Origin of the sequence: Gemmatimonas phototrophica, from assembly GCF_000695095.2 — a bacterium.
Classification (GTDB): domain Bacteria; phylum Gemmatimonadota; class Gemmatimonadetes; order Gemmatimonadales; family Gemmatimonadaceae; genus Gemmatimonas; species Gemmatimonas phototrophica.
The window spans coordinates 62,114-85,224 of the sequence record NZ_CP011454.1 but is presented as its reverse complement, the minus strand read 5'-3'; the positions used below and the strand labels follow the sequence as shown (position 1 = coordinate 85,224).

The 23,111-nt window shown below is 64.1% G+C and carries 18 protein-coding genes; 9 read left to right on the top strand and 9 right to left on the bottom strand.

The window, feature by feature from the left end; all coding sequences use genetic code 11:
* Positions 1–96 precede the first annotated feature (96 nt).
* From sqr to GEMMAAP_RS00345, 3 genes are read left to right on the top strand one after another with little or no spacing between them, the layout of a single operon-like run.
* Positions 97–1,344 carry a type III sulfide quinone reductase, selenoprotein subtype gene (gene sqr / locus GEMMAAP_RS00355; protein WP_026848983.1) on the top strand — a complete coding sequence of 416 codons (1,248 nt, stop codon included), beginning with the start codon at positions 97–99 and terminating at the stop codon, positions 1,342–1,344.
* Between the two features lie 43 nt (positions 1,345–1,387).
* The gene (locus GEMMAAP_RS00350) at positions 1,388–1,696 is read left to right on the top strand and encodes a TusE/DsrC/DsvC family sulfur relay protein (RefSeq protein ID WP_026848982.1); all 309 of its coding nucleotides are present in this window, start codon (positions 1,388–1,390) and stop codon (positions 1,694–1,696) included.
* A 37-nt stretch (positions 1,697–1,733) separates the two neighbouring features.
* Positions 1,734–2,216: a DsrE/DsrF/DrsH-like family protein gene (locus GEMMAAP_RS00345; RefSeq protein ID WP_026848981.1), complete on the top strand. Its 483-nt coding sequence runs from the start codon at positions 1,734–1,736 to the stop codon at positions 2,214–2,216.
* 38 nt (positions 2,217–2,254) lie between these two features.
* On the opposite strand, the gene GEMMAAP_RS21040 is transcribed toward GEMMAAP_RS00345, so the two are convergent.
* Entirely contained in the window at positions 2,255–2,380 is a 126-nt protein-coding gene (locus tag GEMMAAP_RS21040; protein WP_274519027.1) for a hypothetical protein, read from the bottom strand.
* 196 nt (positions 2,381–2,576) lie between these two features.
* Between GEMMAAP_RS21040 and GEMMAAP_RS00340 the strand changes: the two genes are divergently transcribed.
* Entirely contained in the window at positions 2,577–3,287 is a 711-nt protein-coding gene (locus GEMMAAP_RS00340) for a DUF6733 family protein (RefSeq protein ID WP_053333864.1), read from the top strand.
* Positions 3,288–3,550: 263 nt separating this feature from the next.
* On the opposite strand, the gene GEMMAAP_RS00335 is transcribed toward GEMMAAP_RS00340, so the two are convergent.
* Positions 3,551–6,781: a WD40/YVTN/BNR-like repeat-containing protein gene (locus tag GEMMAAP_RS00335; protein WP_053333863.1), complete on the bottom strand. Its 3,231-nt coding sequence runs from the start codon at positions 6,779–6,781 to the stop codon at positions 3,551–3,553.
* Positions 6,782–6,974: 193 nt separating this feature from the next.
* Here GEMMAAP_RS00335 and GEMMAAP_RS00330 point away from each other — a divergent pair, with 193 nt between their 5' ends.
* Both GEMMAAP_RS00330 and GEMMAAP_RS00325 read left to right on the top strand, forming a co-directional pair.
* Positions 6,975–7,544, top strand: a complete 570-nt coding sequence (locus GEMMAAP_RS00330) for a hypothetical protein (RefSeq protein WP_026848979.1) — start codon at positions 6,975–6,977, stop codon at positions 7,542–7,544.
* Positions 7,511–8,494 carry a cytochrome P450 gene (locus GEMMAAP_RS00325; protein ID WP_158514666.1) on the top strand — a complete coding sequence of 328 codons (984 nt, stop codon included), beginning with the start codon at positions 7,511–7,513 and terminating at the stop codon, positions 8,492–8,494. Before GEMMAAP_RS00330 ends, GEMMAAP_RS00325 begins: the two co-directional genes overlap by 34 nt.
* Before the next feature lie 111 nt (positions 8,495–8,605).
* Here the strand turns inward: GEMMAAP_RS00325 and GEMMAAP_RS00320 are convergent, their stop codons facing one another.
* The 3 genes from GEMMAAP_RS00320 to GEMMAAP_RS00310 form a co-directional block, all read right to left on the bottom strand.
* Positions 8,606–9,952: a hemolysin family protein gene (locus GEMMAAP_RS00320; RefSeq protein ID WP_026848977.1), complete on the bottom strand. Its 1,347-nt coding sequence runs from the start codon at positions 9,950–9,952 to the stop codon at positions 8,606–8,608.
* Positions 9,953–10,056: 104 nt separating this feature from the next.
* Positions 10,057–10,965, bottom strand: coding sequence for an HAEPLYID family protein (locus GEMMAAP_RS00315; RefSeq protein WP_075071586.1), 909 nt, complete (start codon positions 10,963–10,965; stop codon positions 10,057–10,059).
* A 470-nt stretch (positions 10,966–11,435) separates the two neighbouring features.
* Positions 11,436–13,118, bottom strand: a complete 1,683-nt coding sequence (locus tag GEMMAAP_RS00310; protein WP_026848975.1) for an amidohydrolase — start codon at positions 13,116–13,118, stop codon at positions 11,436–11,438.
* A gap of 65 nt (positions 13,119–13,183) precedes the next feature.
* Between GEMMAAP_RS00310 and GEMMAAP_RS00305 the strand changes: the two genes are divergently transcribed.
* The 3 genes from GEMMAAP_RS00305 (at position 13,184) to GEMMAAP_RS00295 (ending at position 16,429) form a co-directional block, all read left to right on the top strand.
* Positions 13,184–13,480 (top strand): putative quinol monooxygenase, encoded by a 297-nt coding sequence (locus tag GEMMAAP_RS00305; protein ID WP_026848974.1) that lies wholly within the window; start codon positions 13,184–13,186, stop codon positions 13,478–13,480.
* 230 nt (positions 13,481–13,710) lie between these two features.
* Positions 13,711–15,624 (top strand): amidase family protein, encoded by a 1,914-nt coding sequence (locus GEMMAAP_RS00300; RefSeq protein ID WP_053333861.1) that lies wholly within the window; start codon positions 13,711–13,713, stop codon positions 15,622–15,624.
* Positions 15,625–15,832: 208 nt separating this feature from the next.
* On the top strand, positions 15,833–16,429 hold the full coding sequence (locus GEMMAAP_RS00295) for a Uma2 family endonuclease (protein WP_082820937.1): 597 nt from the start codon (positions 15,833–15,835) through the stop codon (positions 16,427–16,429).
* Positions 16,430–16,657: 228 nt separating this feature from the next.
* Here GEMMAAP_RS00295 and GEMMAAP_RS00290 read toward each other — a convergent pair whose 3' ends face one another.
* The 4 genes from GEMMAAP_RS00290 to GEMMAAP_RS00275 all read right to left on the bottom strand — a co-directional run bounded on the left by GEMMAAP_RS00290 (position 16,658) and on the right by GEMMAAP_RS00275 (position 23,042).
* Positions 16,658–17,881, bottom strand: a complete 1,224-nt coding sequence (locus GEMMAAP_RS00290) for a pyridoxal phosphate-dependent aminotransferase (protein WP_026848973.1) — start codon at positions 17,879–17,881, stop codon at positions 16,658–16,660.
* 195 nt (positions 17,882–18,076) lie between these two features.
* On the bottom strand, positions 18,077–18,583 hold the full coding sequence (locus GEMMAAP_RS00285; RefSeq protein WP_026848972.1) for a hypothetical protein: 507 nt from the start codon (positions 18,581–18,583) through the stop codon (positions 18,077–18,079).
* 205 nt (positions 18,584–18,788) lie between these two features.
* On the bottom strand, positions 18,789–20,993 hold the full coding sequence (locus GEMMAAP_RS00280; RefSeq protein WP_145978921.1) for a hypothetical protein: 2,205 nt from the start codon (positions 20,991–20,993) through the stop codon (positions 18,789–18,791).
* A gap of 75 nt (positions 20,994–21,068) precedes the next feature.
* Positions 21,069–23,042 (bottom strand): ABC-F family ATP-binding cassette domain-containing protein, encoded by a 1,974-nt coding sequence (locus GEMMAAP_RS00275; RefSeq protein ID WP_026848970.1) that lies wholly within the window; start codon positions 23,040–23,042, stop codon positions 21,069–21,071.
* Positions 23,043–23,111 lie beyond the last annotated feature (69 nt).

Sequence of the window (23,111 nt, the reverse complement as noted above, 5' to 3'; positions counted from 1 at the left end):
TCAGGGGATTTCCGGCAGAGGTAGCGGAATCGCCTGACGGCGCCGGATTGGAATCTATGAGAGTATGCGTCTATTCACATACCTCAGGTTCCTTTTATGAAAACGCTGGCGATTCTGGGTGCCGGTACGGCGGGCACCATGATGGCAAATCATCTGCACCGCGAACTGACGAAACGCCGGGAACATGGTGAGTGGCGCATTGTCATAGTCGACGAGCGCACCGAGCACTACTACCAACCCGGCTGGCTGTTCGTCCCGTTTGACATTTATGCACCCGAAGACACGGTCAAACCGCTGGCGGATTTCATCCCCGACGGCGTAGAGCTGCTCACCCGAAGCGTCGAGCGCATCGACACGGCGCACTCGCAGATCCTGCTCGCGGACGGGACCAGCCTTGTGTACGACGTGCTGATCATCGCGACCGGCTGCAAGATTGCGCCAGAAGAAACACCAGGCATGCTGGGTCCGCAATGGCGGCAGAGCATCTTCGATTTCTACACGTTCGACGGCTCGGTGGCGTTGCGTGATCACCTGCGGACGTGGACAGGAGGGCGTCTGGTGGTGCACATCACCGAGATGCCCATCAAATGCCCGGTGGCTCCGCTGGAATTCGCGTTCCTCGCCGACTCCTACTTCCGGCATCGTGGTATTCGCGATCAGGTGGAGTTGGTCTTCGTCACGCCGCTCAGTGGCGCCTTTACGAAACCCAAGGCGACGGAGGCGCTCGACCACCTGCTGACGCAAAAGCACATCCGTCTGGAGACCGACTTTGCGGTCGAGCGTATCGACGACGAACGGCGCGTCCTGGTGGATTACGGCGGGCGCGAAATCCCCTTCGATCTCCTGGTGACCGTCCCGCTGAACAAGGGTGACGCGCTGATGGAGCGCTCTGGGCTCGGGGACGATTTGAACTATGTCCCCACCAATCGGGGCACGTTGCAGTCGGTCGCTGCCGCCAACGTGTTTGTCATTGGGGATGCCACCAACCTGCCAGCGTCCAAGGCGGGTTCAGTGGCGCACTTCGAGGCCGAGATCCTGACCGCGAATGTGCTGCATTTCATCGCGGGGGAGCCACTGCAGGAGGAGTTCGATGGGCATGCCAACTGCTTCATCGAAACGGGCGATGGCAAGGCCATCCTCATCGACTTCAACTACACCCACGAGCCAGTCGAAGGGACCTTCCCGTTTCCAGGTGTCGGGCCGCTGCGCCTGCTCTCTGAGTCGCGCACCAACCACATGGGCAAGATGGCGTTCCGTTGGATCTACTGGCACATGCTGTTGCCGGGCCACCATCTGCCCTTCGTCTCCACACACATGCAGGAAGCCGGCAAGCACTACACGTGAGCGGCGGGTACACCACACGATTTGACATTGATGGGAGGAACACATGGATCGGCTTATCGATGGACAGACCATCACCGTTGACGCAGAAGGATATCTGACGGATTTCGCCCAATGGTCGCGTACCGTGGGAGAAACACTGGCCGGGGAGGCAGGCCTTGCCCTGACGCCGCGACACTGGGAGGTGCTGACGTACCTCCAGTCGGAATTCCAGAAAGAGGTGCCGCTAAGCATCCGCCGGATAGGCAAGAGCGGGGTGACGGACATCAAGGAGTTCTACCAGCTCTTCCCGACGGCGCCGCTGAAAACCGCGGCCAGAATTGCGGGCATTCCCAAACCGGTCAGTTGCCTGTAGCGGCCAGGCGACCGTCGCTCACTTACTGGAGATACAGATGTCTGAGCATGATGGATCCATTCGCAAGATGATGATCATCCTGTCGAAGGCGACGCTGGAGAACGTCTATGCCGCCTTTGTACTCGCCAATGGCGCGCGCATGGAGGGGATCGAAGCAGAGATCTTCTTTACGTTTTTTGGGTTGGAGGCCATTCACAAGGAGAAGCTCGAGCACCTGCACATCGCGACCGTGGGCAACCCGGCCATGCACATGCCCACCATGTTGGGCGGTCTGCCGGGGATGGAAGCCATTGCCACGGCCATGATGAAACGGGAGATGGAGCGCGTGGATATGCCCGATGTGCACGAGTTCCTGGACATTCTCAGCGCGTCCGGCGTCAAGCTCTGGGCCTGCAAACTGGCCATGGACATGTTCCACTACACCAAGGACGATCTCTACGCGGGTGTCGACGGCGTACTGACCGTGGGTGACTTCTACCAGCAGGGATCGGGACACGGCACACATATGCTGTTCGTGTAGCGAGCGGTGGCAACCGTCGCGCAACGGAACGGGGACGGTCAGCCGCCGATACGGCGGACCCGCTCCTGTTCCTCGCCCGGCTGCTCGTGCGCATCCCCCACAAGGGCCACGTGACGACGCGGTACGACGACGGGGATGCGACCCGTCCGCGCGGGATGCGACATCAGGCGGATACCTCAGAGCGGCATCGCGTTTTGAAAAATGGAACGCTGCGAGTCATTAATGTTTGCTCATAACTGTGCCGATATATGGGCAAGTCCACCGGACGCGTACGCATGCTCTCCACGCGGCATCCTCGCCTTCTCCTGACTCTGCCCTTCAATGTCAACTTTGATCTCGAAACATGTTCGCCGTGCGGTGATGCTGACCGCGCTGGTCGCCGCTCCGGTGGTCGCTCAGGACCGCGCTTCCTCGTTCACGGTCGCGCTGAATCAGGACAACTTCTTCGGCTTCTATCCTACGTTCGCTGGTACCTACACACCGAAGAAAGCGAAGAATGTAGACTTTGCCTTTTATGGCACATTGTGGACTATTCCCGCCTTCAATGTGGGCGGTACGCCGAACGGTGCGAATCTCTGGACCGAGTTTGGTGTTGGCGCACGATTCAGACTCGCCGAGGATCGTCTTGCTATCAAGCCGCAGCTAGGCGTCACGCATGGTTCATTGCTGTCGGGTGCCCCGGCCGGCGGTAGCCCCAATGTGCTCGATGGCATTGTGCCAAGCCTGACCGTGAACTACGCCGATAAACGTGCCGAGGGTGAGGTGTACGGAGGGTACTACCGCGCTGCTCGCGAAGTCGGGCCGGTGCAGCTCGACTTTCTCCACTACTGGGCGAACGCGGGCGTGAAGTTCGCCACCATTGCTTCGGCGGGTGTGCATCTCGAACAGCTGCGCAACTCGCGGACTACCGCGGTAAACGGCAGCCCGAGTGACACCTACCGGTGGGTAGGTGGATACCTCCAGTTTGCTCTGCCCGGCTCGAATGCATTCGCTCGGATGACGATGGGCAGCAATGTGCTTGACGGTGCGACGGGTGGCTTCTACAAGCTCACGACGGGATTGAGCTTCTAGTTGCCATAAGCGACGGGCGTTATCTGTCCCTGACCTTCGGGCCGGACGGCGGCATCCGCGAGAGTTCGGCCAATGGCTCCTCCGATGTTCTGCTGTAGCGCTTGCAGGATAAACGGAAATCGTGGAGAGACAGGTCTGCGGGACATACCCACCGTCTCTCACAACAAGGCGGCACCCGCTAACGACAAACTCCCCGCTGGCGGCGGGGAGTTGTCAGTGTTCAGTTCGAGCTGTCAGTGCTCAGTGCGACTGACGTTGCCGACTCACGGAGTAATGGGACGCGGCGCGGGGCCTTCGGTCTTGCTCCGCACAATCTCCGGCTGACCGGCCGCCTTGAGCAGCGCGTTCACCTTTGGCAGCTGCGTCGTGATCACGCGCTCCAACCGCGCCAGCTCACCATCGGTCTTGGGCGCCAGCACGTTCCACACATCGTAGCTCTGCTTCGCCGGCCGACGCTCGCCGCTCATGACGAAGCCCATCAGCCCGCCCAGCTGATCGTTGAGACGAATGGGAAAGTTCAGCGGGTCCTGCCCCGACTGGTTTTTTGTCTGATACAACGAGTCTTCCACCGCCAGCAGCGAATCGGCAAAGCTCTTCGCCAACGGCGCGAACGCCGCCACACTGGCCATCTTGGGCGCGCGGTCATTCAGCGCGTTCTTGATGTGGCGGCTTTCAATCACGCCCTCATTCGCGGCCGTGATCTTGTCCCGCACCTGCAGCGCGAAGCGCACCTGCTCCTTGAGGTCCGCTTCCGTCGCGTCGCTGCGCGGGTCGGGGAGCACGCGGAAATCATACGACACCGGCGCGCTGTTCCCCGCCGTCATGCGCACGCGATACATGCCCGGCGCCATCGCCGGCCCGTTGCCACGACCGGCCCACGTAATCATGCCGCGGAACGTCTTGGCATCATCGTGCTTCATGGTGTACGTGAATCGGTTCACCCCCTTGCGAATGCCCGGCTTGGGCGGCGCGGGCGGCGTAAAGCCCATTCCGGCAAAACGCGGGTCCACCGGCGGCTTCGTGGTGTCGTTGCTCGCCGCGGTGCCCACCAGCTTCCCGGCCGCATCGTAGAACTCGAACTTCACCACCATGCTGTCGGCTGGCAGGCGGTACGTAAACGTGGGCTGCGTCTGCCCGTTCAACCGGTACACCGGCACCGGCTTGTACAGGTACGGCGCACTCCCGGCCGCCTTCTCCACCTCAGGCGCCCAACGCAGGCTCGTGAGATTCTCCAGCACCCAGAAGGCACGACCGTGCGTGGAAATGGCCAGGTCGTCGTCACGCAGCATCATGTCGCTCACCGGCACCGGCGGCAGATTCTTCTGCAGCGACGTCCAGTTGGCGCCGGCATCGTAGCTCACCATCACGCCGCGCTCCGTCGCCGCGTACAACATGCCCGGGCGATGCAGGTCTTCACGAATGGCGCGCGTGAAATGATCGGCGGCAATGCCGTTCACGATCTTTGTCCAGGTCACCCCGTAATCCGTAGTCTTGTACAGATACGGCGCAAAGTCGTCCATCTGATACCGGTTGCCCGCCACATACGCGGTGCCCGCGGCATGCTGACCGGCCTCAATGATGCTCCACCGCATCCACTCGGGGAGCCCCTTGGGGGTCACGTTCTTCCACGTCACGCCGTTGTCGCGGCTCACATGCAACAACCCGTCATCACTACCGGTCCAGATCACCCCCTTCACCAGCTTCGACTCGGCCAGCGTAAACACCGTGCCGTAGTACTCCACGCTGGTCTGGTCCTTCGTAATGGGGCCACCACTCGCGCCCAGCGTGCGCGGATCATTGCGCGTGAGATCGCGCGAGATGGGCGTCCACGTCATGCCACGATCGCGCGAACGGAACACCACGTTGCTGCCCACGTAAATGGTGTTCGGATCGTGCGGCGAATGCACGATGGGATACGTCCACTGGAAGCGATACTTGCTGTCCTTCGCGTCGTGGCCCATGGGGTTGAGCGGCCACGGATCGAGCGAGAGCGACTTGCCGGTGCGACGGTTCACCATGTCCATGCTGCCGCCGTAGTTGGCGCCGTAGGTGATGTCCGGGTCGCGCGGGTCGCTGCTGATGTATCCGCTCTCACCGCCGGCCACACTGTAGAACGCGCTGTACGGGCTCGCCGGCGCCGCCGGCGCCGCACCGCCACCCATCATCTGCGCCATCATCGCTTCACGGCCGCCCAGCGCCGCTGCCCGCACGGGGCCGCAGCTCGAACCGGCGTCCTGCTTGGCACCGCACACATGGTACGGGAAGTGGTTCGTGAGGTGCACGTGGTAGTACTGCCCCGTGGCCACCGCGACACGCACACTGTTCGTGCCGCCGTCCTTCGTAATGATCAACCCGTTGTCGTGCGCCACGGCAATGCGCTTGGGGTCGGTGGGGTCAATCCAGATGTCGTGGTTGTCGCCACCACCAAAGCCGCGCACAAAGGTCTTGCCGCCGTCCTTGCTCACCAGCGGGCTCACCTGCGGGCCGTACACCACGTTCGTGTCCTTCGGGTCGGCGTACAGCTTGCTGTAGTACCAGGAACGCTGACGCAGATTGCGGTCGCCGGTCATGAACGTCCACGTGGCGCCCGCATCATCACTGCGATACACACCACCGTTGGGCTCGTGCTCGATAATGGCCCACAAGCGGCTCGGCTTGGCCGGGCTCACCGTAATGCCAATGGCGCCCAACGGCCCGCTCTGCGGCAGCCCCTTGTTGCGCGTGATCTCGGTCCACGTATCACCACCGTCGGTGGTCTTGAAGATGCCGCTCCCCATGCCGCCGCTCACCAGCTGCCACGGCTTGCGCCCGGCCTGCCAGAAGCTCACGTAGATGATCTTGGGGTTGGTGGGGTCCATGATCATGTCCGCCACACCGGTGGAATCGTTGCGGAAGAGGATGTTCTTCCACGTCTTGCCACCGTCGGTGGTGCGGTACACGCCGCGTTCCTTGTTGGGGCCAAAGACATGCCCCAGTGCGCCCACGTACACGATGTCCGGATTGTCCGGGTTGATGCGCACACGCGAGATGTACTGCGTTTCCTTGAGCCCCATGTACTGCCACGTCTTGCCGGCGTCGGTGCTCTTCCACACGCCTTCACCATGGCTCACGTTGCCGCGAATGGGCGTTTCGCCACCACCCACCCACACGACATCCGGATTGTTCTGCTGCACCGCAATACTGCCAATGGTGCCGCCAAAGTACGCGTCGGTTACCGGCAACGCCGTCTTGCCGCCGTCGGTGGTTTTGAACACGCCACCACCGGTGGTGCCCATGTAGTACTCATCGGGGCGCGACGTACTGCCGGCCACGGCAACCATACGACCCGACTGGTTGGGGCCGATGTTGCGCCACTTCACATCAAACGAGGTATCGGCGTTGGCCGGGGCCACTCGGCCCTGACCTCGCTGCGCCTGCGCGGTGTGCGCAGACAACGACAGAAGTGCGGTGCAGCCCAAAGCGGACGCCAGCGCACGGCGGGGAGTGATTCGCACGGGAATGGTGGGCAGTAGTGAGCAACAGGTGGTGAAACGGTGTATTCCCGTACACAACCGCACGGCGACGGCCTTGGCAAGCAGGAACGCCCCGCTCCAGGTTACGTGCTAGGCAGCCTTCCCCTGGCACGCGATACTTGGAACACGCCTCGTCACCACTATCCGTCCGGCTCACCCCACCACTCGCCCTGCCATGCACACCAACACGCACCCGCTCGTGCGGCATCTTGCTCGCCCAGCCCTCGTGGCCACCCTGCTCGCCGGCGCGCTGGCCGGCCAGGCGCAGGCGCAGACCGCGGCCACCTTCCTGGGCTACAAGACCACCGTCCCGGCCGGCTGGGTGAGCGGCACGCCGTCGTCGAGCATGCGGCTGGCCGAGTACAAGGTGCCGGGTGCAGCGGGGAGTGTGCCGGTGGAGGTGGTGGTGTACTTCTTTGGCCCCGGGCAGGGGGGTAGCCCCGAAGCCAACCTCGAGCGCTGGAAGAGTCAGTTCTCCAACCCGGCCGGCGGCGCGGTGCCAGAGTTGGTGGCCCACGAAACGGTGCGTGGTATGCCGTATACCATCGCCGAGTACCGTGGCACCTACGCGCGTGGCATGGGCAACGGCTCAAGCGCCGATGCGGCACGCCCCGATCACATCTTGATGGCCGTCGTGGCGGAAACGCCCAAAGGGACGCTGTTCTTCCAGTGCTTCGGTCCATCGGCGGCCATGACGACACAACGCGCGGCGTGCCTGAGCTTCGCCAAGGGACTCACCCCCTGACCGAGCCCGCCGTGGCGGGGTCGCGTGTGGAGCTGCGCCGCTTTGCTCATGTGCAGGCGGCGCTGCTGCACCCGCAGCTGGTGGTGCCCGGCACGCAGAGCGCCGGGCACGAGGCGCACGCCGATGTGCACTCGGCCGTGCGGGCCCATATCCCGCTGGATGTGGTGCGTGGCGCGCGCGGCGTACTGGTGGCGGAGGCGCTTTCGCTGGTGGATGCCGTGGACGCTGAGGGCGCGTGCTTCATGACTGCCGTGGCGCAGCCGTGGGCGCGGGTGGCAACCGGTGCACTGACCGGGCTTTCTGATGGTGTGGTGAGCGAGTGCTGGCCGCTGGCGCGCACGATCTTCCATGCGGCGGCGCAGTCGTCCAATGGTGGCACAACACCAGTGGCGCAGCAGGCGGCGGTCACGTTGCTTGGCACGTTGGGTGTGCAGCACGGCGCCGCCGCGGTACAAACATTCGTGGCGTTGTCGCAATCGTTGCCGGCGCTGCTGGGGTGTGCGGCGCAGGCGCTGCTGGAGCACCCGGCGCAATACGCCTGGCTGCGCGCGCACAGCGGTGCGCTGACCACCAACGCCGCGCACGAATTGTTGCGCTACGCCACGCCTACACGGGCGGTGTACCGACAGGCGCTCGCCAACGTGGATATCGACGACCGGCACATTCGCACCAACGATTTGGTGGTTATCCAACTGCACGCCGCCAACCGTGATGCCACGCATTTCAACGAGCCCAACACCCTGCAGCTCAGCCTCGGCCGCGCCGGCCACGTGGCCTTTGGCGCCGGCGCCCACTACTGCAGTGGCGCAGCCATTGTGCGCCTGCTGCTGGAATGTGTACTGGAGGCGCTGGCCACATCGCGCGTCGTGCTCTCGTTGGCAGGTGAAGTAGAGTGGCTGGACGGTGTGGCCTTGCGGGCGCCGACGCGGTTACCCATGCGTAGTCAATAATTCCTCCTCACCTCTACAGCTCCCCACCTCCACCGATCTGACACAATAGCACGGTGGTGCGGACCTGATTGGAGGAGGTGAAGAGGTGACGAGATACAGAGGTACCGGTGACTACGACAGCAGTCGCGACGGATCCACCGCGCTACGACGAGCGGCTTCAATGACGACGGTCACGATGCGCCGTCCCTGCATGCGTGTTACCACGACACGCCGCTCTCCCCACTCCACCACGTCCCCCTCGCGCGCGACACGACCGAGACGACCCATGACAAAACCACCCAATGTGAGAATCTCGGCCTGCTCACGTTCGCCGGCCTCAATGCCCAAGCGCGCCTCCACTTCTTCCAACGACGTGGCGGCATCAATCTGCCAGCTGCCGTTGGCGTGACGCACGAAGTTGGCCTCGTCACCGTTGGCTGCGTCGGGCACGTCACCCACCAGTGATTCCAGCAGATCGTGCAGCGTGACCAGCCCGGCCACGGTGCCATACTCATCGAGGACCACCGCCGCGTGCGAGCGGCGTTCACGGAGCGTGGAGAGCAGCTTGAAGACCGGCATCATGGCCGGCACATACTCCGGCGTACGCGACACCGCGCGCAGCGCCTCAGCATTGTGAATGGCGTCGCCGGCCACTGCGCGTACTACCAGGTCCTCCGCAAACACGATGCCCACCACCTGATCGAGTTCACCTTCGCACACCAGAAACCGCTCGCGCGCCGCCTGCGCCAGCTGCTCGCGCAACACCTCAGGCGGATCACTGATGTCCACCCACAGCACATCAGGGCGAGGGGTCATGATGCTCTCCACCGTGCGATCGCCCAGCCGAAACGTATTCTCCACAATCTCCTGCTCGGCGGCTTCCACCACTCCCGACTCCGCGCCCTGCTCCACCAGCGCGCGAATATCCTGCTCGGTCACACCAGCCTCAGCCACCGTCCCCAACCCCATGGCACGCAGCACCAGGTTGGTGGTGGCCGTTAGCAGCCGAACGATTGGCCCGCCCACTCGCGACAGCGCCCCCATGGGACGCGCCACCCACGCGGCCACCCGCTCGGGATTGGAGAGCGCGATGTTCTTGGGGACCAGCTCGCCAATGATGAGCGAGAGAAAGGTGATGATGGTAACCACAATCGCAAACGCAATGGAGGTTGCGTAAGGCGCCAACCACGTCACGCGTGTGAACTGCAGCGCCAGCACCTCGGCAATACCGGCCCCACCAAAGGCGCCCGCCAGCACCCCCACCAGCGTAATGCCCACTTGTACCGTGGAAAGAAACGCGTTGGGGTTGGCGGCGAGGGTAAGCGCTGCCCGTGCACCAGCATCACCCGTCTCTTCAACCTGATGTTCAAGCCGAGTGCGCTTGGCGGTCATGACCGCCAACTCCGACATGGAGAAGACGCCATTGATGACCAGCAGAATGAGAATGACCACGACTTCCATGGCAATTTCGCCCAGCATACAGCAGCTCTCCGGGTACACGGGGATGCGGTGGCTCCGTGCCACCCGCACACGGTCACTGCTGCAAGCTAGCTGTTCCTGCGCCAGCCTACGTGGCGAGGTGGTCAGTGCTTGCGTGACGTCTTGTTGCCGCTGCGCGGCTCATAGATGAGACGGATGAACGTGCCCACCCGTTCCTTCTCACGGTTCACCGGAATGCCGCCGGCAATCCCAATGAGGAAATGGTCATTGATGGAGACCCGCATCTGCGGCCGCAGCACATAGTTGCTGCGACGATTCTCCACGCTCTGATTCACCTCGAGTCCCACGAAATTTCGGGTGCCGGGGACCATGTAGTGCACGTTCCAGTTGGCTTCGAACACCGGCTTCTCCCAGCCACCACCACTGCGCCGAACAAGACGCGGGCCGGTGTACAACAGCGTGTGCCAGTTGTCCGTCCACCGACGAGCCGTAACCAGAAACGGATTGAACAGCTGTCCGTCCACCGGCTTTCGCAACAGTACCGCATTCGTTTCGTTCAGGAGCACTTCGTGCAGATAACCAAGCGCGGTGCTCCAGTGTCGTACCGTGTCCACCTGCAGCGTGTACATGCCGGCCAGTTTGAGCCCCTCAATCTGATCACTGGGCGGACGCTCGCCGCCGGAACCCAGTGGGGCATGAAACACGACGGGCACTTCGATTTCGAGACCCACCCGGTTCACTGGTGCCCATTCGTACTCCACGAAGGTGAGAATTTCATCGTAGGTGCCTTTGTCTTTCTGGGCGAATCCCACATTCCATTCCGCTTCCCCTTTTCGCGCGCCCAGATCGCGCATGAGATCAATGCCAATGGGTTCGGCGTGATACACCTTGGGCGACTCGGTGACTCGCTCCACCCGCTCGAGAAACACGGAGTCGCGCACCGAGGCCAGCGAATCTCGGCGGGTGAGTGTATCCACGCGCTGTTGCGCCATGAGCGAATGTGGAGACAGCAGCGCGACCAGGAGGGCCAAGGCCACGCGCACGCGTGGCATACCACGGAGGTTTGCGGATTTGGTCTTGGGCATGGTGTAGGCAATGAACTGAAGACAGGTGGCAACCGGCCACAGCCTTCATGCATAGCGTCTGCCATGCCGCACATGCACGTCTTATGTGACAATCTGCAGGTACGTGGTGCCTAGTCGAACATTCCGGTGGCCAGTTGTCGACAGGTGCAGGATCCGTGTTCCATCTGCGACCCATCTGTTCTTATCCGTAGTGCGGTTTCTCTATCGTCTGACATCTCGCGGCAGGGGCAGGCGACTCCTTACCTCCATACCCCATCACCTCCATCAATCGGGCACGGTTGTACGGACCCGATCGATGGAGGCACAGAGGTGGCGAGGTGCAGAGGAGAGGCGAGATGCACCGTTCCTATCCGTGGTGTTGTATCTGTGGAAATCTGCCCCATCCGCGTAATCCGTGGCGCGGTCATGCCGCATCCCAACATCGGCGCACGCTGAACTCAGCCGCCACCCGCCACATACGCATCGCGCCCACCCACCACGGTGCGCACCACTTTCACGCGCAGCATCTGCTCGGGCGGCATACGCAGCAGATCGTCCGACAGCACCACGAAGTCGGCCAGCATGCCGGCGCGCAACATCCCCGCATCGTTCTCCATGAACGCCGCATAGGCCGCATCACGCGTGTAGTGCCGCAGCGCCGCCTCCACCGTAATGCGCCCCGCCGGATACCAGCCACCACGCGGTGTGCCTTCGGGAGTCATGCGCGTCACGGCCGTGTACATGCCGCGAATGACATCCATGGGAAAGACCGGATAGTCACTGCCAAAGGCCTGACGCGCGCCGGCGTCGTCGAACTGTTTGAAGTTGTTGCTCAGTGCCGCCCGCTTGGGGCCCAGCAACGGCGCGTAGTTGGTCAGCGTGGTCACGTCGGGCGTGGCAAATATCGCCTGCGTACTGGCAATCACCCCCAGCTGCTTGAAGCGCGGCAAGTCGCCGGGGTGCGGCACTTCAATGTGCTCCACCCGGTGGCGGCTGTCGCGTTTGCCGTTTGCCCGCTGCGCCTGCGCAAAGGCATCGAGCGCCATACGCACCGCCTTGTCACCAATGGCGTGCAACTCCACCTGCAGCCCGGCGCTGTCGTAGCGCACCACACCACCGTTCAGCTGTGATGCACTCCAGAACGGCAGCCCCGTGGCATCAGTGTTGGCGTACGGTTCCAGCATGGCCGCGGTCTGCGCGTCTACGGTGCCATCGAGCATCCCCTTGGCAATACCGTAACGCAGCCATGGCCCGCTGAAGCGCTGCTTGAGCGCCACATAGCTCGCCAGCTGCGCCCGCGTGGCGCCGGGGTTGAAGGGCACCGACACATACCAGCGCAGCAGCATCGTGTCCGCCTTGGCCGCCGCCGCGAGCACCTCAAACACCTCCCCACTCGCCTCGCGACGTGAGGCCTCGTGCACCATGGTAATCCCATGACTCGCCGCCGCGCGCGTTTCCTCGTGAATGCGCCGCGAAATGTCGGCCGCACTGGGGGGCGGAATGAGACGGCTCACCAACCCGCTCGCACTCTCCTTGAGCAGCCCCGTAGGCACACCGCCGGCCCCACGCTCCACCACCCCCTGCGCCGGGTCTTTGGTGGCCGCGGTGACCTGCGCCAGTCGTAGCGCCACACTGTTGGCCAACGCCTGATGCCCGTCGCGGTCGGTAATGAACACCGGCTGGCTGGGGAACGCCGCATCGAGATACTGCTTGTGCGCCGCGTTCTGCGGAAAGTCGCTGGGCGTCCATCCGCGCCCCACCACCCACGCCCCCTTGGGGAGCCTGGCCGCCCACGCCTGCAGCCGCTTCACAATTTCCTGCACGTTACCGGCCCCTACCAAATCGGCCCGCGACTGCGTGGGCAGATGCCAGTGCGCGTCTATGAACCCCGGCACCACGCGCTGGCCGCCCAGGTCGGTCACCTTCGTGGCGGGCCCCACCAGCATGCGGATATCCGCCTCGCGTCCCACCCCAACCAGACGCCCGCCGCGCACCGCCAGCGCTTCGGCGGCGGGGTTGAGCGAGTCACCCGTCCAGACGCGGGCGTTGAGATAGACGGCATCCGCGGCAGCTGTCGCTTGTGCGGCCAGCAGACCAGGGAGCAGGAGGCAGGCGGCGGGGAGCAGGGAGCAGAATTTCATGCGGCAAATATGCGGGCGGTACGCTTGGGGCGTAGCTTCTTGGTAGACACTCTACCCTGCCCTATATGCTCATTGTTCAGGTTTTTGTGCACGTGAAGCCCGAGTTCGTGGACGCCTTCAAGGCGGCCACACTCGACAACGCCACCAACAGCGTGCTGGAGCCGGGCATCGTGCGCTTCGACGTGCTGCAGCAGCAGGACGACCCCACGAAGTTCACGCTCATTGAAGCGTACATCGCCGACGATGCCCCCGCCGCTCACAAGGCCACCGCGCACTACGCCCGCTGGCGTGATGCCGTGGAGCCCATGATGGCCGAGCCGCGCACGAACGTGAAGTACGGCGACGTGCACGTGCCGTACTGAAGCAACTGGCTTCACGTATGCCTCATGAGTTCCCGAACGATGGAGCTCACGTGCCTGAACGATGGAGCTCACGTGCCTGAACGATGGAGCTGAGGAGGTGATGAGGTGAAGAGACGCTCCTCACCTCCTCAGCTCTTCACCTCCGTCGTTCAGGCACAGGGTTCCGACACGATACTGTTTGCTCCGTGACCTCCATTTCCTCTGTGTCCTCTGTGAGAGCGGTTCACACCATGCGCCACCTAAGCCAAGCCCTGCTGTTCGCAGCGGTCACCGCCACCAGCGCCAACGCGCAGCCCGCCAAGCCGCTCGAAGTCACCGAAGCCACCGTGACGCAGCTGCAGCAGGCCATGGCCGAGGGGCGTGCGACGAGTGTGAGTATCACGCGCGCCTATCTCGCGCGCATTGCCGCCTACGATCAGGCCGGGCCGCGGCTCAACGCCATCATTCGTCTCAATCCGCGCGCGTTACAGCAGGCCGCCGCGCTCGACGCCGAACGACGCGCCGGCAAGGTGCGTGGTCCGTTGCACGGCGTGCCCATCATTCTCAAGGACAACTACGACACCGGTGACATGCCCACCAGCGCCGGGTCGCTGGCACTGGCCACCAGTCAGCCCGCGCGCGACGGTTTTGTGGTGCAGCGGCTGCGCGATGCCGGCGCCATTGTGCTGGCCAAGGCCAACATGCACGAACTTGCGGCGGGCATTACCAACATCAGCTCGCTGGGCGGACAAACGCGCAACCCGTACGACCCCGCGCGCTGCCCCGGTGGCTCCAGCGGTGGCACCGGTGCCGCCATTGCCGCCAGCTTTGCGACCATTGGCTGGGGCTCCGACACCTGCGGCTCCATTCGCATTCCCAGCGCCTTTGGCAGCCTGGTGGGCCTGCGCCCCACCATTGGCATGGTGAGCCGCACCGGCATCATCCCGCTCTCGCACACGCAGGACATTGGCGGGCCGCTCGCGCGTACCGTGACTGACCTGGCCATCGCGCTCGATATTTCGGTGGCGTACGATTCCGCCGATGCGACAACGGAATCCGTGCGCACCGGACGCGCAAAGTTCCTCCCCGCGCTCAATCGCGACGCGCTGCGCGGCACCCGTATTGGCCTCTTTCTGCCGTATCTGCGCGACACCGACAGCGAAATCGCCGACAGCGTGCGCGCCGCCATGGCGGTCATGACCAAGCTCGGTGCCACTGTGGTGGAGGTGCCCATGGCCGAGTTTGACACGCTCATTGCCAATACGAGCGTCATCAATATGGAGACCAAGGGTGACCTCGCCGCGTATCTCGCCGGCGTGCCCAACGCGCCCGTGAAGAGCATTGGTGACATCGTGCGGCGCGGACAGTTCGATCGCGAACTGGAAGTTCGCTTCCGCAGCGCCGATACCTTTCCCGCACTCCCCAACGCCGCGCACACCACCACACTGGCGCGGCAGCAAGCGCTGCGCGCGCGTGTGGAGTATCTGCTGGACAGTCTCAAGCTCAGCGCGTTCGCCTATCCCACCGTGCGCCAGAAGCCGGTGTTCCCCGGCCAGGTGCAACCCGGCAGCACCTGTCCGCTCGGTGCGCAGAGCGGACTCCCCAGCATTGCCATGCCCGCCGGATTCACCAGCGATGGCCTGCCGGTCAGCGTGGAGCTGCTGGGTAAAGGGTTCAGCGATGTGGATCTCGTGAGTTATGCCTACGCCTTTGAGCAAGCCGGTCCGAGGCGGCGCGCACCATCCACCACACCAGCGCTGGTGAATGGCGCGGCACCCGTGACGCGCCCACTCACCATTACGGCCCGTTCCGGCAGCGCCACGGTCACCACGCTGCTCACCATCGATGCCGTGCACAACGAGCTGCGCTGGACCGTACGTACCAGCATGCCCAATCAGATCACCGCCGTGGTGCTGCGCCGACAGGGTGGCGGCACGCTCACCGGCCCCGCCTCCGGCACCATCGGCAGCGCTCCTGTGATGGCGCGCATGACCATCCCCAGCGAAGCGCTGCGCGTCGTCGCCCGCCTCATGGGCCCCAACCGCACCACCGCCAGCGGCTCGCTGCCGCTCTCCTACGCCGACCGCGTCGCCTTCGCCGAGAAGCGGCTATCCATTGCCGTCATGTCCTCTACCGGTCTTGTAGCAGAAGAAATCGTAAAGTGATGTCGTGAGCCGGCAACGCTGAACAGGTGTTCTCCTCACCTCACCACCTCCACAACTCCCTCGATCTGGTACGTACCAGATCGGAAGAGGTGGTGAGCTGAGGAGGTGAAGAGATCCGTCCGCGGAATGGACTCGGCCCAAACGCCGAGCGTATCGTTAGAGTGCGGGCGCTGACGATGAGGTGACGGGACGTCGTAGCGTGGACCGCATGACCTCGACCAGCCAACGGAGCGTTCCCGCCATGATCGCATCACCCACGTTGATGTCGGCCAGTGAACTGCTGACCTACGATGCGCGCGGTCGGCGCACCGAGTTGGTGAAAGGGAAATTGCTGGTGCGCGAACCCGTGGGCGGCGCGCACGCCGGCGTGCTCTTTGAGCTGACCGTGGCGATTGGGGTCTATCTGCGCTCCACCAATGCAGTGGCTGGTCGCGTGCTCGTTGGCGACCCCGGTTTCTGGCTGGCGCACGACCCGGATACCGTGCGTGCGCCGGATCTCGCGTTTCTTTCGCAGGAGCGCCTCAAGGGGGGACCGATCAGCGAGGGATTCCTCAAAAGCGTCCCCGATCTGGCCGTCGAGATTCGCTCCCCGAACGATCGCGCCGGCGCGTTGCTCCAGAAGGTTGGTGAGTGGCTCGACGCCGGCACGCCGTTGGTATGGGTCATCGACCCCATTCGCACCTGTGCGCAGGCGTATCACGCCGACGGATCGGTCACACTGGTTGGCGCCAACGAGGCACTGCACGGAGCGCCTGTACTGCCAGGATTCGTTCTGCCATTGGCGAGTCTTTGGGGCGACCGGTGAATTTGCCGCTACACCGCCGAACAGCTCTTCGGAGCGCACGGAGGCCGGAGGGCACGGAGAACAACGTGTAGTGTAGTTCTCTACACCTCCCCAGCTCTTCAGCTCCCTCGATCTGGTACGTACCAGATCGGAGGAGGTGGGGAGATCGAGAGGTCAGGAGAACCACTTTGCTTTGCTCCGTGCTCTCCGGCCTCCGTGCTCTCCGACAAGCTGTTGACGGTGCCAGTCCTAGCCGCGCATACTCGCCGCGTACGCCGCCGCAAAGCGCGGGGCATCCGCCGCCTTCATGGCACAGATGCCCACACGCAGCCCCTCAGGCAGGGGCACCACAAACACATCGTGCTGCTGCATGCGGTCACAGGTGGCCGAGGGGTTGGCACCGCCATCGAGCGTGACAAAGAACCCGCCGTCGTACGCCGCACCCGGAAAACCCTCGGCCTTGAGCGCGGCGTCTACCGCGGCCGCGCGCTTCGCCAGCAACGTGCGCCACTGCGCGTGCTCCTGCTCCAGTGACGCCTTGAGCGCGTCATCTTTCGAAATGCGATTGAGCACGCTCATGGGCCCGCGCGCGCAGTTGCTCCACGTGCCGCGGCAACTCGTAATGAGCGCCCCCTGCAACGCCGCGTCGGTGCTCCACGGAAACACCAGCGCCCCGGCGCGCGCTCCGTACAACGTGTACGCCTTGCTCAAGCTCAGGCACGCGCCCACCAGTACCGAGCCCTCGGCGGCAAAGGCCGCGTAGTCATCAAGCGCGTCGCGCACATCCTGCGGATCGCGCGCGTAGTCGAGATACGCCAGGTCGAGCACAAGCGTGACCGGCCCCTGCGATGCGACGTCGCGCAACACATCCATGAGCGCGGTGCGATCGGCCTTGCTGAAGCTGCGCCCCGTGGGGTTGTGACACGGGTCGTTGAGCCATACCAGCAGGCGCCCCTGCGCATCGAGAATGTCGCGACACGCCGCCTCCCACGCACCGATATCAATGCCGCTGTGCACATCGGGATACGGCACCGTGGCCAGCTTTTGCCCCGCCTCGACGGCGAGGGTCGAGTAGGGTCCCCAGTACGGCGCGGCGGTAAGCACCGTGTCGCCGCGCTCCAGCAGATTCTTGAGCGTGAGCGCCAGCGCCCCCGACCCGCCGGGCGTGGCCACCCCCACCGACAGCTTGCTTATGTTCGGCCAGTGCCGCTGCACGAGGTTGAGCAGAAACGTGGGGTCGCCACCAATGGGCGCGTACGGCGCAATCTCCCCCGACGTGAGCTGCTGCCACTGCCCCATCACGGTGTCCAGCACCACCAGCTTGCCCTGATCATCGTACAACGCCCCAATGGTGGCGTTGATGACCGACGCCCCTTCCGCGGCGCGTTTCTGCGCCTTGCCGTTGAGCGTGAAAATCAGGTCGTCGCCGGAAAAGTCACGGCGAGTGGGCAGCAGATGATTGGAGGCGTCCATGGTCGTAAACTCACAAGGCCGCGAGTCCTACGCCAGAGGGACGGATCGTCTACGGCACGCGTTGGCGTGGCGGACGGTGGGTTTGAACAGCTCTCACAGAGAACACAGAGGGACGGAGGGTACAGAGCCGACCCCGCTGATCTGGAGGAATAGGCTCCGTGGCCTCCATTTCCTCTGTGCCCTCTGTGAGAGCTGTTAAACCAACCCGAACTCCAGCACCAACTCGCCCCCCGGCTCCGTAGCAAACCACCGCGCAAGCAGATCCGCACACACCGCACGCACCGCTACCAACTGCTCCGCCGAGGGGAGTCGCACCGCACTGGGCGCGGTCTTGCCACGCGCCTCGGTCGCCGCGATGAACACCGCCGCGTGCGCCCCAAACTCCTCGGCGCTCCACGTCACCCCCTCGCGGCGTTCGGCGTCAAAGAACCCCACAAGGAGCTCCACCTCGCGCGCTTCGTCGGGAATGGGGCCACGCGGCCAGGGCTTGGCGAAGTCCTGAATGGCCCACCCCTCTGCAACCAAGCCGTAAAAGCCGCGCGCATACCCCAGCGTGGATTCCACCGCGTAATGCGTGAGGTCGTGCACTGGCATCACCATGGCGGTTGGCCCGGTGAACCGCTGCCATGTGGTGCTGCCGTCAGCGCGGGTGCACGTCAGTGAGACAGCACCGTCAGCGTGGTGTTTGAGGCGGATCTGCATGATGGAAAGAAGCTGAGTTGAATGCCGTGCTGCCGCAATTAATGGTGGCGGTGGCAGGCGTGTTTTGGAAAAGCTCTCACAGAGGTCACGGAGGGACGGAGAGCACGGAGCCGACCCCGCTGATCTTGGGGAGTAGGCTCCGTGCCCTCCGTCCCTCTGTGTCCTCTGTGAGAGCTTTTCAACCCAACTCAGCCCCACACAGAAGTCACCACTGCTGCCCCAACCCAACCAGGGTGCGCCACTTGGCCGACTGATCCACCGGGCGCGTGGCGCCCACAAAGAGCGCGTTGCCAAAGAAGCGGAACCCTGCCGTGACACTCGCCCGCACGCGGCCAGTTGGGGTGGCCACCGGCGCCCAGAGCGCCAGCAGCGTGGGATCAATGACCGTGAGCCGGTCCACCGACGCACGCGCCGCATTTGTGGGCGCATCGGCCCACCCGCTCTGTGCCCCCACACTCAACCCCGGGGCCACCGCCGGCAACCAGAACTGCCCCACCCGAATGGGATTGCGCAAGAACTTGCTGGTGTACTGCAGGCTGGCCCGCAACGCCGCTGCACGGGAGCCGGCGAACTGCTTGTCCTCGTACGACGGCAGGTTCTGATACTTCCCCAGTTCAAAGAGCTGCTGCGACGGAATGCGCGAACCCGTCACCATGCCCACATCACCGCGGGCCAGCAGCATGAACGGCCCCACCGGACGACGCCCACTCAACCGCGCTTCCGTACGCTGCCACGAGAGTGTGCCATCACCGCGCTCGTAGGCAACACGTGCCCCCAGCCCCGGTTTGAGCGACTCGGCGTTGAGATCGGGGTGCCACTCCACGACGGCCGCTGAGCGCATGTAGCTCCCTTCGTCTACGCCATGGTTGGCGCGATAGAGATCGCCACCGAACGGCCCGCGCACATACTGCGCCGCACGATAGCGGTCGTCGCCGTACCCCACATCAGCACGCAGAATCCAGCGACGGGCCCCAATGCGGCGCACCGCCGACAGCGCGGTAAAGTTGCGCGACACGTAGTCGTACGAATCGAGCGAGCTGAGGGCGGCGAAGGTGTTGCCCGAATCGAGCGGCGCGCGGAAGTCGTTCGTGATATCCATGGAGCGGCCGCCGCGGAGCTCCAGCGACCACGGCCCGCGGGTGCGTTCAATGGCCACGCGGCCACGCACCGTCTGTTCGGCCCACGCGTAGCCGGCGTTGGCGCGCACGACGACCCCCGGCGCCAGATCGCGCAGCGCGAATTTGCCCCCCACGCCCGTAAACAGCCCTTCCACTCTGTTGAAGTGCATCACGTCGGCCGGACGTGGCGCCGACAGGTCAAACCGTGGTGGGCCGGTGGTGCGCCAGCGGTCGGGAGCAATGTCCTGAAAATCGTCGGCGTGCATACCGTTGGTGCTGGCCCCAATGGTGTAGCGCCAGGCACTGAAGCGGTTCAGCGAATCGGTGGACGCATACGTGAGCGGACGACGCGCCAGCGCGCGCAGCGAATCGGCCTTGGCCAGGGTGGCGGCATCGAGCACCGTGTCGTTCACTTCCATGTTGGCAAAGCGCGACACAATGCGAATGACCGCGCGCCCATCGCCCAGCAGAGGCGAGTTGGCCTGCAGCTCAATGCGCTGCGTGGCCGGCAACCAGTACTGGCCGTTGCGTTCGCCGTTCTCGTATTCCACGTACGCCACCGCGTCGGCCAGCGTACTCCCCAATGACGACCGCGACGCCCCGGTGCGCAGAAAATGGCCGCGCAACCGCACGAGCGTGCCTCGCGACGCATCAAGATCCATTTCGCCATCAAACAGAATGACCTTGCCCTTCACATCGGGGCGCGGCTGCACGCGCACATGCGCAATGGGAATGACCCGGTCGCCGGCGCGCATGGTGACGATTGTATCGCCGCCGCTATACGTGTAGTACGCATCGCGGTCGGTGGCCAGCGGATGGACCGCCGGCAGCGTATCGCTGCCATCGCGGTTCCGTGACACGGCCGCCGCCTGCCCACGCGAGTTGCTGGAGCGCGGACGCACCCGCAACCGGTTGCCGTACAGCACCGGGTTGATCCACCCAGTTTGGAACAGCGTGAGCATGGACACGTTGCCCCCGAGCTGCTGGGCGCGGTATCCCTGCACCCGCTGCTCATACCCGCCGGCCCGGTTCCAGCGCAGCCGGCTGGCCACCTGCTCAATGGCCCCTACCGCTTCCACCCCCTCTTCGCGGCGGAGCAGAATGGCAATCTCCGTTTCCACGTTCGCCTTGTATGAGATCAGGCTGTCGGGAAGTCGATTCCGCAAACTGGCATCCTGCAGCAATTGCCTGAGCGGGGCGGCCGTTTGAGCGCCAAGCACCGGCGCCGACAACCACAACGCCACGGCCACTCCGGCCACGGCGCGAACCATCATTGAGGAAGAAGTACGCATATCCCGCTTCTACGCCCGACGTGCAGGCGAAGTTGCACGTCGAGTATGGATTTCCGGCACATTCCTGAAGAATTGTTACCGTTTTTTGAGCACGCTCACGTACTCCTCGGCGGTGCTCCATTCGTGCATCGCGTCTTCCAGCAGCTCGCGTTCCTCGTCCAGCTGTTTGCCCAACGCGGCAGCCTTTTTGATGCCGGCCGGCGAGTCGTAGAGGGTGGCATCGTCGAGCTGCTCGGTGAGGTCGGCAATGGTGGACTCCAGCGTGGCCACCCGCAGCTCGGCGTCGGCCAGCGCCTTTTCCGCCGTACGTAACAGCTTGCGCGGATCACCACCGGCGGCCTTCTCGCGCTCCTTCTGTTCCTTCTCGCGTTCGCGCTGACGCACGGCCCGCTCGCTGTCTTTGCGATCGTCGGCGCGTGACTGTTTGGTTTCCTGCGTAATGCGTTCGGCGCGCATCGCTTCCCACTCCACAAAGGAGCCCGGGAAGATCTGCAGCTCGTTGTTCCGCAGCTCCCACACCTGCGTGGCAAGGCCGCGCAACACGGCACGGTCGTGGCTCACAATGAGCACACTGCCCTCGTAGCCTTCCACGGCGTCTTCCAGCACCTCGATGCTTTCGACGTCGAGGTGATTGGTGGGCTCGTCGAGAATGAGCAGGTTGTTGGTGCTGAGCGTAAGCAGCGCCATGGCCACGCGCGCGCGTTCGCCGCCGGAGAGCGTACCCACGGTGCGTTGCACTTCGTCACCGCTGAAGCCGAAGCGTCCCAGATGCCCCTGCACCTGACGTCGTTCCCAGAGCGGGCGCTCGTTGGCAATGGCGTCGTAAATGGTGCTGTCGAGGGGCAGGTGCCCCACGTCCTGCCGGTAGTAGGCCACGGTGGTGCTGGGGCCCACCTTCACTTCGCCATCGAGCGGCGGCATTTCGCCGAGCAGCGTTTTGATGAGCGTGCTCTTGCCGGCGCCGTTGGGACCCACGAGCGCCACGACTTCGTTGCGCTCCATCACGACGGTGACGTTGTTCACCAGCGTCCGCGGCCCGTTGGGGGTGGGCACCCCCACGGTTACGTCTTTCGCCTCAATCACGCGGTCACCGCTGCGATTGCCGGCGTCGAGGCGCAGCGCCATCACGCCATCAGCGCCAATGGGCGCCGACAGACGCGGCATGCGCGCCAGCAGCTTGCGCCGCCCCTTGGCCTGCCGTGTGTTCTGGCCGGCCAGGTTGCGCGCGATGTAGTCCATCTCGCTCGTGATCTTGTTCTGCTGCTTTTCAAACTGGCGCTGCTGCGTGAGCCGACGCTCTTCGCGCTGCTGCACAAAACTTTCGTAGCTGCCCGTGTAGGCAAACGCGGTGCCGCCTTCAAAGTGCAGCACATGGTCGGCCATCGCGTTCAGAAACGCGCGATCGTGGCTGATGCAAATGACCGTGCGATCGGTGGTGGCGAGATACTGCTCCAGCCACGCGGTGGTATCGAGATCGAGGTGATTGGTGGGTTCGTCGAGCAGCAGCAGGTCCGACGGCGTCGCGAGCTGCCGCGCCAGGGCGACGCGTCCCCGTTCACCACCGCTGAGCGTGCCGATGCGCGTCACCTTCGCCATCTCGGGGTCGAAGCCCACGCCCATGAGAATGGCGTCCACCTTGGAGGCCATTTCGTAGCCGCCCTCGCGCTCGAAGCGCTCGAGGTCGCGGCCATACTTTTCCATGGCCCCTTCGCTGTGGTCATGCTCGAGGTTGGCGGCCTGTTTCGCGAGCGATTGCTCCAGCGCGCGCAGGTCGCCGAAGGCGTCGGCCACAATGTCCCAGAGGCTCTGATCGTCGGGGAAGCGACGGTGCTGATCCATGAGCGCCACGCGCAGCCCGGGCATGCGGGCCACATTGCCGCGGGTAGGCTGCAGCGTACCCGTAATGAGACGCACGAGCGTGGTTTTGCCGGTGCCGTTGCGCCCCACGATCGCCCACCGATCGCCGGCGGCGACGGTGACCGAGATATCGCGGAAAATTTCAGAGGCGCCGAAATCAACTCCGGCATTCCCAAGGGATATGAGCGTCATGGGATGATTCTAATCGGTAGTGCTCTTCCTCCTGACAGCCTTCCCCCTGCCTCCTGCTCCCAAAACCTG